We start from the raw sequence: 13,753 nt of genomic DNA on the forward strand, positions 1-13,753 counted from the left end.
TTACCATTCTTACAAAGTAACGCCTTGATACTAAGCTCCTGTGAAACGCTGAATTCTGTATCGTGAGGTGGTTTGGGTATAAGCTTACAAAACGAATAATACAGGGGTATACACGTGTATGTGAACTTTTCCTAATAGAATTTTAGCTGTTTATAAATTTATTTGTGGAAGAAATGATAATTTAGTCGTTTTGAATAAATCTAACGTAATTAACATCAGCTTAACCTATTGAATATGAAGAGTATTTAACCTTTGCTGTGCAGTTAATAAACTATACGGGCGAAATGTAGCCTTGATCTCTAGGTCGATATTAGCGTATTATAGTTAGTGTTCAAACAATTAGTTATCTAATTAATATTAAGCTTAATATAAGCGAATACATATAGTTATTTATTACTACTGATTTATTTAGTAGTTTTAATTGAGGTTACTATATTTATATACTTAAAAATCAAGCTTTTAATTCTTTGAACGATGTTTTGTATGTTTAAATTCACTTTTTAATAATAGTTAACCGTAAAGGCTGTTCCATTATTTGGAGACGAAATACCTTTCGTGTTGAATTGTTATTTCCAATATTTGACACCCATCGTGGTGAGCAAATCTCGGTCCTTGAGTCATCACCCTATCTGTTGGTGTACCAGACTCTAGAGGCTCTATGTATGTTGTTAATAAAAAGGCCTCACACAGTCTTTTACAGCGATGCATAAACAACACTTTTTATTTATTTTATAACAGTTCAGTCTAATGATTGAGCAAAGTTATGCTATACCTGCAATCCACTTTGTTGTAAAACTTAGTGATCGGCTTTTTGCCGAGCGCAGAAAAGTGATAAGTGAAAAATGGAATATACAAAATGCTAACTCGTAACCTAATAAGAAAATTAGGTGATTGTTTTCAGACTGACCCCAAGAGGGTCGTCATAGTTAAAATGGAAAGTTGAACACTTATGCAAAAGTTAAATTGGCGACGTATCGTACTCAAAGTGGGTAGTGCACTAATTGCACCAGACCAAGATGGTTGCCGTTCACGTTATTTATTAACCATCGCACAGTTTATTGTTCGTTGTCGTAGTCAGGGAATCGAAGTGATTTTAGTGTCGTCAGGCTCAGTAGCCGCTGGTGCACACTTATTCCCAGCGACACAAGAGCGTACGGTGAAGATGAAAAAGGCGATGGCCGCAGCAGGCCAAACAGAAATGATGGCGATGTGGGACCGTTTTTTTGATTTTCCATCGGCCCAGATTTTATTAACACATGGTGATTTACGTGACCGTGAGCGCTATCAAAGTATTCGTGAAACAGTATTCACTTTATTAGAGCATGGTGTGCTGCCCATCATGAATGAAAATGACACGGTAACAACAGATGATTTAAAAGTGGGTGATAATGACAATTTATCAGCCATGGTTGCGGCGGCGGCTGATGCCGATGCGCTAATGATTTTTTCAGATGTTGATGGGCTTTATGATAAAAACCCAAATTTACATGATGATGCGGTGTTATTACCTGAAATTAAGTCAATAGATGAGTCAATCTATGCAATGGCAGGATGTGCAACAAGCGCGGTTGGCACAGGTGGGATGAAAACCAAGATTGAAGCGGCTGAAAAGGCGACGTCACACGGCATCGTTACTTATATTATTAATGGGTTTAAAGAGCAGACTTTTACGCAGTTACTTGAAGGTAAAAACCCTGGGACAATTTTCCTACCTTACGAGAAACCAATGCAAGAAGCCGTGCATTGGATGACCCACACCGCAAATGAGCAGGGTGAAGTGGTCGTTGAAGGTTCATATGATGAATCTTTAGAGGGTGAAACTGGTTGCATCCGCGGTGATGAAATCGTTGCCGTTCATGGTGAATTTGCTGTTGGTGATACTATTTTAGTACGTAGTAATGATGGCACTCGCTTAGCTAAAGCGACAGCCAACTACAGTAGTTGTTTATTGAATTTTATAGCGGATAACGAGCAAAGTGAATTTAGCGACAAAATGCAAGATTCAATTGGGCCTGTTATTTCAGAAAAAGATATCGCATTATTGGAGAAGTCATGAGTTTAATTACGGATATATCACGTCAAGCAGCTAAAGCTGCACATCAGTTAGCTTTACTCGATACCGAGACAAAAAACCATGTTTTATTAGATATGGCAACTGCATTACGTGAACAAAAAGCATTTATCATCAAAGAAAACGAAAGTGACTTGGCTGCGGCGCGTGATAATAATTTAGCAGCGTCGATGATCGACCGTTTAACACTCAACGATGAGCGCATTGAAGCGATGGCTGAGGGGATTGAGGTTATCGTAAGTCTTGATGATCCAGTTGGACAGTTACGTGATATTACTGAGCGACCAAATGGTATCAAAATTCGCAAAATGCGTGTGCCACTGGGTGTGGTATGCATGATTTATGAAGCACGTCCTAATGTCACTGCAGATGCAGGCGCTTTGTGTTTTAAATCAGGTAATAGCGTTATATTGCGTGGCGGTAAAGAAGCATTGAAAAGCTCACAAGCAATAGCAAGTGTTATGCATCAAGTGCTTGAACAGCATAATTTGCCTGCAGCGTTAATTTCAGTTATTCCTGATCCAGACCGTGGTTTACTCATGGAACTTATGCAGCAACGCGACAGCATTGATTTAATAATCCCACGCGGTGGTGAGGGGTTGATCAATTTTGTGACTGACAATAGCACTATTCCCGTGATCCAACATTTTAAAGGTGTGTGTCATTTGTATGTGGATAAGGATGCCGATTTAGAAGTGGCAGTTAACTTATTACTTAATGGTAAAACACAGCGTACAGGTGTATGTAATGCGCTTGAAGGCTTGGTTGTACACCAAGATATTGCTGATGAATTTTTAAACTTATGTGCAGTTGTGTTGCGCCAAGAAGGTGTGAAGATAAATGCCGATAGCCAAGCTGCAAAGTATTTTGATGATGCAACAGTACTTGAAGCAGACCAGTTTGGTGAAGAGTACCTAGATTTAGAAATTGCAATTCGCATTGTATCGGATTTTGCTGGTGCGATTGACCATATTTCACAATTTGGCTCACATCACACAGAAGTTATTTGTACAAAAAATCAAGCTACTGCAGAGTTATTTCAACGTAGCGTTGATGCCTCAGTTGTGATGGTGAATGCATCGTCACGTTTTTCTGATGGTTCGCAGCTAGGCTTAGGCGCTGAAATTGGTATAGCAACTTCAAAGCTGCATGCTTATGGGCCTATGGGCCTAGAATCATTAACAACAGAGAAATACCTTGTTAATGGTGAAGGGCAAGTCCGCGAATAATATATAGCGTATACCCAAGCCACCTCAAGATACAGACTTCAGCGTTTCACAGGTGTTTAATATCAAGGCGTTACTTTGCAACAATGGTCATCCCTTTTAATAAGTAACAACGCTGAGAGTAAGCGCCTGTGAAACGCCCAACGGGTTGGTTTAAAAGCGATTTATACTGCGTTATTGATTTTAACAAGGGAACAACCATTATTTGCAATCAATGCCTTGCCTGAATCGCTTTTAACTCCAACTGAAACTGCATCTTGAGGTGGCTTGGGTATATAAAACATGCCCTAGTTCAGGGCATGTTTACTAAGTTTTGGTTAAAATATTTACTTTGAATTAAAGTACTAAGCCGATTGTAATTAAATTCAACGCAGTAAGCGTTGAATTTAGCCGGTTAAGATTACTTTATTATTCAGCGCTCGGGTTCGTTAAGCTATAAAACCATGAATCAGCAGGTTCAGGCTTATGAAGATGATAGCCTTGTAAGATCATATTAGGGTAAGCTTGCAGCATGGTGAAATGTTCCTCGCCTTCAACACCCTCAGCGACAACTTTTAGATCAAATAAATTACCTAAACTGACGATCATATCAATAATCAGTTTGTCATTTTTGTTTGTTGGGGCTTCAAAAACGAATGACTTATCTATTTTAAGCTCGTGGATCGGCAGCTGTTTTAAGTAGGTTAAGCTTGAATAACCAGTACCAAAATCATCAATTGATACCCTAACGCCTAGCTTTTTTAAATGATGCACAGCTGCAATCGCTGCTTCCATATGGTTTAGTAAAGTCCCTTCAATAATCTCAATTGTAAGCGTACTCGGGTTTATTTTACTGCTTTGTATTTGCTTGGTTACAAAGTTCAAAAAACGATTTTCGTGAAAGTGACGACCACTAATGTTAATTGATAACCCGAGTTTTGAATTGAATTGGTTAAGCTTTGCAAGTAGCTCTAATGCTCTACATGTTACCCAGCAATCTAAGTCAAAAATTATATCCGACTCTTCAGCGATCGGGATAAACTCAGCGGGACTAATAAAGCCTTTTCTAGAATGCTCCCAGCGCAGTAATACTTCAGCGCCTTTGAGTTTATGCTGGCTATCGTATTGTGACTGCAGATAAAGCGTTAACTCATTTTGACTAATTGCTTTTCGTAAATCTTGTTCTATTTCAAAACGGCGTTTAGCTTGCTCACCAAAGGAAGTATCAAAAAATGTGATTCGGTTACCGCCCTTTTCTTTGGCTTTATAGCATGCAGCCTCACAATTACGAATTGTCTCAATTGCATTTTCGCGCACATCCATACGCGGAAATATATAGCAGCCAATACTAACGGTTAAAGTGACTTTTTCTTCATCAACAGTAAAAGGTTCGCTTGCAGCGATAAGTAAATTTTGTGCCTTTGTATTAGCGAGCGCTTGGGCTCTACTTCTACCTGTGCCTTTGTTTGTTGCGCACAGAACGGCGAATTCATCACTCCCTAAACGTGCAACGATGTCTTTGCTATCGAGTGTACTATCAATTCGAGCAGCTAACTCTTGGAGAACTTGATCGCCCGCTAATAAACCGAGGCCATCGTTAATGGAATGAAAGCTGTCTATATCAACAATAAAAATATAAGCATAATTCAAATCGATATAAGATTGATTGAGCTGTTGATCTAATAACTTTAAAAAGTTATTTCTATTTGGAAAGCCGGTTAGTTCATCATGCCAGGTTAAATAATCAATACGTTCTTGAGTCACCTTAACACTAGATATATCGCTAAATACACCTATAAAGTTAACGTTCGTATCAATGTCATTTTTCACCATACTCAACGTTAAAAGCTCTGGGTATAGTTCACCATTTTTACGTCGTGTTATTAACTCTCCACTCCAATATCCCGCAGTGCTCGCATGCTGCCAAATGGCATCAAAGTTCATTTCAGGCAGATTATTTTGTTTAATTTTTTTTAGCTGTGTTTCAAGTGCTTCATTCTCACTAAAACCGGTGATCCTGCAAAAAGAGGGGTTAACAGCAATAATAATTCCTTTATTATTGGTAATTACAACGCCATCAGCTGTACTTGTAAGCGCTTGATAGAATAATTCTTGTTTAGCGGTTAATTTTTTTAGCTCGGTGTCACGTTTACTAAGCTCAGAGGCGAGGATCTCAATTTCTAGCAGCTTATCGTGTAGATCAAAGTTCTTTTCAATCAATCTATCTAACATGCCTTGTACGGTCATGTGGGTGCGAATGCGGGCTCTTACTAGCGAAAGTTTATAAGGCTTATGAATATAGTCTATTGCGCCTAATTCAAATCCGTGTTCTTCAGATTCTTCCTCCGTCATTGCTGTAACGAAAATGATAGGGATCCCTTTGGTATTTTGATTACTTTTAAGAATCTTACAGACTTCGTAGCCATCCATTTCAGGCATCATAATATCGAGTAAAATTAAATCAGGGCGTGTAATTTCAATAAACTCTAAGGCTTGCGCGCCGCCCGTTGCAATGCGTACATCATAATCAGAAAGCAAGCCTTCTACCAAAATATGTAAATTATTTGGTTCATCATCGACGATGAGTACCAAAGGTTTTTGCTGCCTATTTTTCATCATAACTTTTGATGTAACTTGATTATTTGAGTGCACTTGCAATCCATGTGTAGCTACTTAACTAATTAAAAAATAGTTCATTGTTCTGAGTCTTGTCTAGTTTTTTGGTGGATTTAAATAATTATTAATAGTCCCTATAACTGTTTGATAATTGAATTGATCAATGGCTTCTTTAAGTTGTAGTAATTGAGGGTCATTACCCGAGGCTACAAGGTGTTCATTTAATTGTTGATTAAGGTTTGCCGTTATTGGGCGAGCTTCTTGAGCGAGTACTTTTATCTCGTTCAAATAAAGTTTTTTATCATCGGAGAAAAGTGTAATTTCTTTGGTCGCTTTCAATTGATTCGTAAGTATGTATTGATCGATAGCGCAACACGCCATCGTTAATTGCTGCTCAAATACAGTTAAGTTGATGAGTTGCTGTTGCTTGATTTCCTCTTTGACCTTAAGTGCTGTTGCTCTTAGCTGTTCGAGTCCTAGCGTGCCTGTAAGACCTATAAATGTGTGGAGTGAGCGCCTTAATTCGAGAATATGTTGCTTTGCGTACAGCTCCTTGATTTGGATATTGTAATCATTGTAATCATTTTTAAAGCGTCGATATAAATCAGTAAGCAGTCGATCATTAAAGTCTAGATTCTCAAGTGCGGTGGGTAAGTCTAATAATTGAGGTTGTTCAAGGTTCTGCATAGTAGCGCCTTCGGGGTCGACTAAAGTAAATGAGAGATTAAATGAAAATTTAGTACCTTCATCAAGTTGGCTGTCAGCTTGAATTTCTCCTCCAAGCAACTTGACTAATTTTTGACTGATTGTTAATCCTAAGCCCGTTCCTCCATGCACTCTACTTGCACTGTTATTACCTTGTGCAAATGAACTGAAAATTTGTTTTATCTCATCAGGTTTTATTCCCGCGCCGGTATCTTGAACTGTAAAGCGTAATGTAATGAGCTGTTGCTGTTGGGAGCAGACCTCAATCAAAACGATCACCTCACCTTGCTTTGTGAATTTAATAGCATTATCAACAAGTGCACCGAGTACTTGTTCGAGTCTTACAGGATCCCCTATGAGCATGGCATCTTTTTTTAAATGGTTAGTCAGTATTAAGTTTAGGCCTTTTTGCTTAGCATTGATTGAAAACCTTTTTTCAATATTTTTAATAATATCGTGCAGTATAAATTGGCTGCTTTCTAATTTTAATCTATTGGTATCAAGCTTGGCAAAATCGAGTAAGTCATTCAATATCTTTAATAATTTACTAGCGCTGGAAAGGGTTTTATTAACATTGCTTTTTTGTTGGTCAGTTAACGGGCTTTCTAACAGCAGCTGTTGCATGCCTAAGATGGCATTCATTGGAGTACGTAACTCATGACTTATATTAGCAACAAAATAGCTCTTAGCTCTGTTGGCTTGCTCAGCTTGATCTTTCGCTAACGATAATGCGGCGTTTATGCTTTGCATTTGGGTATTGAGTGTTTGTGTTTCATGTAATAGGTTTACAGTTTCGTTATTTTTTCTGTAAAGTGAATTTGCTGCAGTTATCACACTACTAAGTTCATTCTTTTTATTCGGCTCAGCCAGTTCTTCATTTTGTGTGCCGTTGTTTAAATTATTCAGAAGCACAATTATCTTGTTCATTGGTAAAATGATTGCAACCACGATAAATACACTAACAATAATACTTAAAATAAACATAGCCAGAGAGAGAAATTGAGATTCTTTAGCGCTATCAGCCAAATGTAGATTGAGTGTTTCTTGTGACTTAATAAACGTACTTTTCTCGCTGTTATTTATTTGTTTTGTTAGATATAACAGTTCGTTAGCAATGCCGGTTAAAACAACATTAATAGAGTATGTATAGCCTCTAGTTAGTAGTGTTAATTGGTTGTAAGCTCTGCGAATGTTGAGCAACTGAGTTTTAAAGTCTACATTAGGAAGTGCATTATTTAGTAATCCATCCTGCTCAATATGGTTTAGCTGTTGCTGTAAAGTCTGAATGCTTAGTTGCGCTTTTTGAGATGAGTCATATTGTGTGTCGTTTAAGTAAGTCAGTGTGGCATGTTCGATACTTGTTACTGAGCGTAATACCTCAAAGTAGCGGTACTTGTGTTCGTTGCTTGCTTTATCTTTTAAAGCATTAAGGCTTGTTTGTAGTGACGCAATGGCTGGCTTGAACTTCTCTTCAACTAATTTTTGACGATGCTTTTTATTGTCAATAACTTGCTCGAATGTATGGCGATAATTATTTAAATGCTCATTTAAGCGCAATAATAAATCATCATACTGGTGCGGGGTTTTATTTGCATTATGTGTAAAGGAAACTAAATCAGCATTTGCCGCGAGAAAAAAACGCTTAAAATTATCTAAAGCAATGGGTCTGCTTTCTTTTCCAACATAGTCAACAACTTGACCTTGTAATGAGATCACATTATTTTCTAGACTGGTTGCAACTTCACTTTGCGCAAGGGCGTGATATTGCAGCGCAAGTAATGCCCTTAAGTCATGCTGAGATTTGTCAAATAGATAGCTTTGCAGTAAAAGCAGGCTAATTAATATGCCCAACGTAATGGATATTTTTGATTTGATTGAAAGCATAATAGTTATCGGCTTATTAACTCATACCATTTTTGAAGGCTATAGTCGTAAGTTGGCATTACAGTGTTCCACACCGCAACATTACTTAGACGTTTTAAATAGCTTCCCCCACTGCGCATAGCGCCCGTTGTTACGGATATTTTTCCTTGTGGATTAAGTAACGGCTCTATAGCTTGTTGGCCTTGATACCAATATTGCCATTCAGCATCAGATAAAAAAGGTTTTGAGCGTTCAGGGTTACTAATGTAATAACCTTGTCTGGCGATAAATGCACCTGGCCACCCAGATAACCACCAATTCATATACTCATAGGCGGCACTTTTCGTGTTTTCGTTCACTTGGGATGATAGGCACATCACGCCATGCCAGCCTCGATAACCTTCCTTAGGAGCAGCAAAGCGCACATTGATACCTTGGCTGTTTAAGCTCTCGACAGCGGGTGAAAACATACTTTCAATGATGGCTCTGTCATTACGCATAAAATCAACTGATTCAGGCACAGAATTCCAATAACCGCTAAAGTGACCTTGTTTTTTGTAATTGAGCAAAATACTAAATAGCTTATCGAGCTCTTGGCGAGTCATTGCACCAATATTATTAAATTTAATTAATCCCTTACTTTGCGCGGCAAGCGCTAAATCAAAAATACCAATTGATGGGGCGTTAACTATAGCGACTTTACCGCGGTGTTTTTCATCTAATAACCATGCCCAGCTTTCACTTTCATACGCGGTGCCAAGTGGTATGTGAGCTGTATTGTACCCAAATGAATCAACATTATGGACATAGGGTAAGTAGCTAATAAAATCGGTTTCATTGCTATTTAAAGTACCGTCATCTTGGATGTTTAAAAGTTTATATGGGGCATCGCCAGCACCGATTGATGCATCTGGAGTGAGCTTGCCTGTTTTAGTGAGTGCGTTAATTTCACTAAAGTTATGAATGCGTTTTTTATCAATAGCTTGGATACTGCCAGCGTTCCATAACACATTGATACTATTGGACCACTGTTCGTAAAGGTCAAAAGAGCCGGGAGCCATCGATGCTTTTTGTAGTACCGCAGCACTGCCAGCTGGTTGAAATACAATATCTATACCCAAGTCAGCCATAGCTTGCTTACGAATAGCCTCTTGTAATGTTACGTGGGTTCCTAACACTCTCAGAGTTGTTTTTTTGCGGGCAAAAACATAGGGAGCGTGGGTGATGATACCGGCGCTTATTCCAAGCGCTGCAATTTTTTTTAGCGTAGCCCTTTTAGGCTCATCCATAATTTAGCCAAAATAACGATAGTTAATGTTTAGGTATAGCTAATGACGGACAAAGGCTCAAGCATTGACGATGAATTATTGAGAATAAAGTAGTATAAAGTTTTAGAGGGATTACTTGAAAAAGTAGATGTTATGAACTTAAAAAGAAAAGGTAGGAAAGTGGTGGAGCTAAGCAGGATCGAACTGCTGACCTCCTGCGTGCAAGGCAGGCGCTCTCCCAGCTGAGCTATAGCCCCACATTCCTAAAATTACGAATTTCGTAACCTACTTGATGTTCCCTTTCAAGCGGGACGAACTTTAATGAGATTTATCAATTTGGTCAAGTTTTTTTTATATATTTGGTGAATTTTCACGTAAAGAGTGATTTTTTGATAGACTACCTGCAACTAGGTAATAAAAATGATTTCGTTATGAAGATATGCATATGGATATTAGTTGTTTTATTAAGTGGTTGTGCGAATCAAAGTGATGACCAACTTTTTGAGATTATTAGCAAGCAGTTATATACCAAATTAGATGAGCAAGAGAGTAAAGTCTTTGCTTATATAGTAACCGTTGAAGCAAAAACGCGTAAAAATGTGAAATTAGATAGGCCGCTTACACGCCGTGAGTTTAAAGATTTTGCTAATCAAGAATACTTTGAAGAATCCAATAGTTTAAAACTCAAGCTAGAAGATCAAGCAGTGCAATTATTAAAACAAGAATTAAATAAAAAAGAATATTGCGAGAATAATAAATATGAAATAGAAGAGGTGTCATGGCGAGATCTCAGCGTACGACTAACAGGACGTTGTTTATAAATGTTGGCTGATAAAACTAAATTAGCGGCGTTTTTAGCGCATTTAGATATTCATTATGATGCGATTGAACATCCAGCGTTACATGGCAGCCTCACCGCAGATGAGTTAATGGTTGAGCGTCCTGGAACACGGCTAAAAAACTTATTTTTACGGGATAACGAAGGTAGAAACCACTTTTTAGTGATTACCGCCCACGATAAGCAATTAGATTTAAAGGCTCTAGGGCGTGTTGAGCTTTGTGGATTGAAATTTGTTCAATCTAGGGGCGATTTAATCGCGGCGCGAGGTTTGTAACCTAGCGGGCTAAGTCAAAACCGAGCAACAAAGAGTCAATCGCCCCTAGAAAGAACCCTTTGGGCAGCGCATGTTTGGCATTTATACTGCGTTATCGCCTATTTATGGGGAACAACCACACACCATAGGCTCTGCCTTGCCTAAATACCAAACATACTGCTGCAAAATTAATCACGAAAGGTCAACACGCCCTAGCTAAATATCAGGGCTTATCGAGATTAGGGTTTGCTTCTGATGAGCGTTTAGCACGTTATTTAAAAGTCGCACCTGGCTGTGTCTCAATGTTAGCGTTAATGAACGACAAGCAAAATAATGTAACGTTATGGCTTGATCAAGATATTTGGTTTGGTGATCTATTTCATTGTCATCCCTTTGATAATAAGCAAACGTGGCTATTAAAAAAAATGGATCTAGATACTTTTTTTACAGCGACAGGGCATCAGCCTAAAGTGGTTTTTTTGCCAGCGAGATAACCTGAACTCACTAACGCTAATCCACATAGGCAGACGAACAGTAGTGATACTATAAACGCGATATGACCAAACTGTTGATAAACCATGCCTGGTACAAAAGAGCCAAGGGCCCCTCCACTGTAATAAAACGATACATATGCGCCGTTAGTAACACTTGCTGGCGCACTGCTTATTTTATTAACCAACGGCGCAGCAGTTGAATGAATAATAAACATTGCACCGCAAAACCCAGTAAAAGCCAATAAAAATACAGCCAGTTGAGAACTCATTAATGCCACTAATGTCACGCTATACAAGGTGAATATTGCGCATAGTAAATACCACGGAGAATGACTTTTTCTTAATAGCCACGGCGTAGCTATAGAAGCTAGCGCACCAATTAAATATCCGCTATAAACTAAGCCAATATCACGCGTGTTGGTGATTAAAAAGGTATCTTGCAGAATAAACGGCAAGTAATTAAGCAGTGCGGCAAAGCAAAAAAACATACAAAATACTGCACCATACAATTTTAATACCGCAGCATCTGCTAGCTGTTTTATATAACTTAATGGCGAAAGTGGATTGCTAACTAATTGCGCTTGATTGCGCGGAATGCATAATGCTAAACCCGTTAGACCCGCAGCGATGATAAAATAGAAACTTTGCCATGCCCATAGATCTGCAAAAACTGCTGCTAATACACGGCCAAAGTAACCGCCGGCAATAGTGCTACCTATATAAAGAGTCATATTTCTTTGTAGGTTATCGGCTTGATAGTTACTGCCTATGTAAGTGGTCATTGCCGTTAATGCGGCCGGTAAGGTCAAACCTTGCAAAAAACGTAACAGCAGTAATAATTCAAAGCTGGGAGCGTATGCAAAAGCGATGCAGGTAAGCGCTAGCACTAACATTGCATAGCGCAAAATTGTTAGAGGGTTACGTTTAGCAAGGAGTAGGCCGTATATTAGCGGCGCAATGGCCAGTGGGATCATAGTGGCAGTCATTAAGCTGCCTGCAATTGCGGGGCTAACAGCAAATTGATCCGCGAATAGACTCAATAATGGCTGCGGGGCATAGAGCACAAAAAAGATAAGCAGTGAGCAAATTAATAAATGACTTAAACGCATTTGTTGCTCCGACTATAAAAATTGTAGCTTAACCTGATTGATATTAAATTCAATTAAGTTAAGTGTTTTTTCTTTAAAATCATCATTTATTGCGCTAAGTCAGGTTATCAATTACTACACTTTGCTAGATTAATGGTCATAACACTATGATTTATGCGCATTGAAGATTAAAATAATCTTAATATCAGTTTTTAATGGAACAAAGCTATGGGTTCATTACAAGACCAATTGCTACAAGCAGGATTAACTACATCACATAAAGCGAAAGTTGCAAAAAGTGAAAAACGTAAGCAACAGAAAAAGCCAAAAAAAGGGGCGACTAGTAACCCTAGTGATCTGCAAAAGCATATTCAGCAAACAAAATTAGAACAGCAAAAAAAAGCAGAAGAGCTAAATCAAGCTCGTCAAGGTGAGTTAAAGCAGCGCGGAGAAGTTGCTCGCGTTAAGCAAATATTAGAGCACCATAATCAAGATACGATTCGTGGCGAACGTACTTTTAATTTTACTTACGAAAATAAAGTAAAAGAGCTGGACGTAAACGAAAAGACTCAAAAAGCACTATCCGGTGGGCGTCTAGCTATTTGTGTTTTAGAAGGGCAATTTTTTGTATTGGAAGATGAGCCTGCTCGTAAAGTCGCTGAAGTCGATGAAAAGTATATTGTTTTCCATGTTGAACCTGAAGATAAAGGGAAAGATGTAGATGATCCATATGCTGACTTTGAAGTCCCAGATGACCTTGTTTGGTAACTAAAAGACTTGTTATTTTTGACAATGTTATGTGATCTTTTGCGTGTATAAATTACGTACAAAGTTAGCATGACATTGAGCATAGTCTACAATTAAGTGAATAGATTTATAAACCGTCATAAAGAAGAGAAAATACAATGAGCAAGATAAAAAAATTACTCTTAGGAGCTGGCCTTGCAATGGCAGCAAGTGTTTCATTTTCATCAATGGCTGCTGATGGTGCAGCGCTTTATACAGCTAAAAACTGTCAAACATGTCACGGCGCTGAAGGTAAATCACCGATCATGGCAATGTACCCTAAGCTAAATGGTCAAAATAAAGAGTATCTACTCGCGCAAATGAAAGATATTAAATCTGGTGCTCGTGCAAATGGTATGAGCATAGCAATGAAAGCAATGGTTGCAACTGTAACTGATGAAGAGCTAGCTGCGATTGCTGACTATTTATCAAAAGTAAAATAATACTTTCTAAGCTAACTACTTTTTAAGTTATTTTATAAATAGCCACGCCATTTTGGTGTGGCTGTTTTGTTTTAAAAGAGATTGATCATCCTCCCGCACTACTTTAGACTTCTATCCATC

General features: G+C 38.4%; 10 protein-coding genes, 1 tRNA gene and 1 pseudogene. 7 read left to right on the forward strand and 5 right to left on the reverse strand.

Annotation, left to right across the window (positions count from 1 at the left end):
* Nucleotides 1-949: 949 nt before the first annotated feature.
* Both proB and HJP15_RS14275 read left to right on the forward strand, forming a co-directional pair.
* On the forward strand, nucleotides 950-2,056 hold the full coding sequence (gene proB, locus HJP15_RS14270) for a glutamate 5-kinase (RefSeq protein WP_054204516.1): 1,107 nt from the start codon (nucleotides 950-952) through the stop codon (nucleotides 2,054-2,056).
* Complete coding sequence (locus HJP15_RS14275) at nucleotides 2,053-3,300, forward strand: glutamate-5-semialdehyde dehydrogenase (RefSeq protein WP_054452860.1); 1,248 nt, start codon at nucleotides 2,053-2,055, stop codon at nucleotides 3,298-3,300. The genes proB and HJP15_RS14275 overlap by 4 nt, the downstream gene beginning before the upstream one ends.
* A 405-nt stretch (nucleotides 3,301-3,705) precedes the next feature.
* On the opposite strand, the gene HJP15_RS14280 is transcribed toward HJP15_RS14275, so the two are convergent.
* The 4 genes from HJP15_RS14280 to HJP15_RS14295 all read right to left on the reverse strand — a co-directional run bounded on the left by HJP15_RS14280 (nucleotide 3,706) and on the right by HJP15_RS14295 (nucleotide 9,985).
* Entirely contained in the window at nucleotides 3,706-5,892 is a 2,187-nt protein-coding gene (locus tag HJP15_RS14280) for a two-component system response regulator (RefSeq protein WP_170174060.1), read from the reverse strand.
* A gap of 96 nt (nucleotides 5,893-5,988) precedes the next feature.
* On the reverse strand, nucleotides 5,989-8,481 hold the full coding sequence (locus tag HJP15_RS14285) for a sensor histidine kinase (RefSeq protein WP_170174039.1): 2,493 nt from the start codon (nucleotides 8,479-8,481) through the stop codon (nucleotides 5,989-5,991).
* A gap of 5 nt (nucleotides 8,482-8,486) precedes the next feature.
* The gene (locus HJP15_RS14290; protein ID WP_054452856.1) at nucleotides 8,487-9,749 is read right to left on the reverse strand and encodes an ABC transporter substrate-binding protein; all 1,263 of its coding nucleotides are present in this window, start codon (nucleotides 9,747-9,749) and stop codon (nucleotides 8,487-8,489) included.
* Between the two features lie 160 nt (nucleotides 9,750-9,909).
* A tRNA-Ala gene (locus tag HJP15_RS14295) sits at nucleotides 9,910-9,985 on the reverse strand.
* A 174-nt stretch (nucleotides 9,986-10,159) separates the two neighbouring features.
* Here HJP15_RS14295 and HJP15_RS14300 point away from each other — a divergent pair.
* The 3 genes and pseudogenes from HJP15_RS14300 to HJP15_RS14310 all read left to right on the forward strand — a co-directional run.
* Nucleotides 10,160-10,549 carry a hypothetical protein gene (locus HJP15_RS14300; protein ID WP_054452942.1) on the forward strand — a complete coding sequence of 130 codons (390 nt, stop codon included), beginning with the start codon at nucleotides 10,160-10,162 and terminating at the stop codon, nucleotides 10,547-10,549.
* Complete coding sequence (locus HJP15_RS14305) at nucleotides 10,550-10,843, forward strand: YbaK/EbsC family protein (RefSeq protein WP_249365876.1); 294 nt, start codon at nucleotides 10,550-10,552, stop codon at nucleotides 10,841-10,843.
* A 188-nt stretch (nucleotides 10,844-11,031) separates the two neighbouring features.
* Nucleotides 11,032-11,316, forward strand: a pseudogene (locus HJP15_RS14310) (YbaK/EbsC family protein); the annotation flags it as partial.
* Here the strand turns inward: HJP15_RS14310 and HJP15_RS14315 are convergent.
* Complete coding sequence (locus HJP15_RS14315; RefSeq protein WP_170174040.1) at nucleotides 11,283-12,425, reverse strand: MFS transporter; 1,143 nt, start codon at nucleotides 12,423-12,425, stop codon at nucleotides 11,283-11,285. The pseudogene HJP15_RS14310 and the gene HJP15_RS14315 overlap by 34 nt on opposite strands.
* Nucleotides 12,426-12,632: 207 nt before the next feature.
* On the opposite strand from HJP15_RS14315, the gene HJP15_RS14320 reads away from it, so the two are divergent.
* On the forward strand, nucleotides 12,633-13,172 hold the full coding sequence (locus tag HJP15_RS14320) for a DUF2058 domain-containing protein (RefSeq protein ID WP_054204510.1): 540 nt from the start codon (nucleotides 12,633-12,635) through the stop codon (nucleotides 13,170-13,172).
* Nucleotides 13,173-13,309: 137 nt separating this feature from the next.
* Nucleotides 13,310-13,633, forward strand: a complete 324-nt coding sequence (locus tag HJP15_RS14325; protein WP_054204509.1) for a c-type cytochrome — start codon at nucleotides 13,310-13,312, stop codon at nucleotides 13,631-13,633.
* Nucleotides 13,634-13,753: the final 120 nt, after the last annotated feature.

The sequence above is a fragment of the Pseudoalteromonas sp. NEC-BIFX-2020_002 genome, assembly GCF_013002825.1.
Classification (GTDB): Bacteria; Pseudomonadota; Gammaproteobacteria; order Enterobacterales; family Alteromonadaceae; genus Pseudoalteromonas; species Pseudoalteromonas neustonica.

Coding starts and splice junctions, on each gene's coding strand:
- proB (WP_054204516.1), top strand. CDS start 950: ATGCAAAAGTTAAATTGGCGACGTATCGTACTCAAAGTGGGTAGTGCA.
- HJP15_RS14275 (WP_054452860.1), top strand. CDS start 2,053: ATGAGTTTAATTACGGATATATCACGTCAAGCAGCTAAAGCTGCACAT.
- HJP15_RS14280 (WP_170174060.1), bottom strand. CDS start 5,892: ATGAAAAATAGGCAGCAAAAACCTTTGGTACTCATCGTCGATGATGAA.
- HJP15_RS14285 (WP_170174039.1), bottom strand. CDS start 8,481: ATGCTTTCAATCAAATCAAAAATATCCATTACGTTGGGCATATTAATT.
- HJP15_RS14290 (WP_054452856.1), bottom strand. CDS start 9,749: ATGGATGAGCCTAAAAGGGCTACGCTAAAAAAAATTGCAGCGCTTGGA.
- HJP15_RS14300 (WP_054452942.1), top strand. CDS start 10,160: ATGAAGATATGCATATGGATATTAGTTGTTTTATTAAGTGGTTGTGCG.
- HJP15_RS14305 (WP_249365876.1), top strand. CDS start 10,550: ATGTTGGCTGATAAAACTAAATTAGCGGCGTTTTTAGCGCATTTAGAT.
- HJP15_RS14315 (WP_170174040.1), bottom strand. CDS start 12,425: ATGCGTTTAAGTCATTTATTAATTTGCTCACTGCTTATCTTTTTTGTG.
- HJP15_RS14320 (WP_054204510.1), top strand. CDS start 12,633: ATGGGTTCATTACAAGACCAATTGCTACAAGCAGGATTAACTACATCA.
- HJP15_RS14325 (WP_054204509.1), top strand. CDS start 13,310: ATGAGCAAGATAAAAAAATTACTCTTAGGAGCTGGCCTTGCAATGGCA.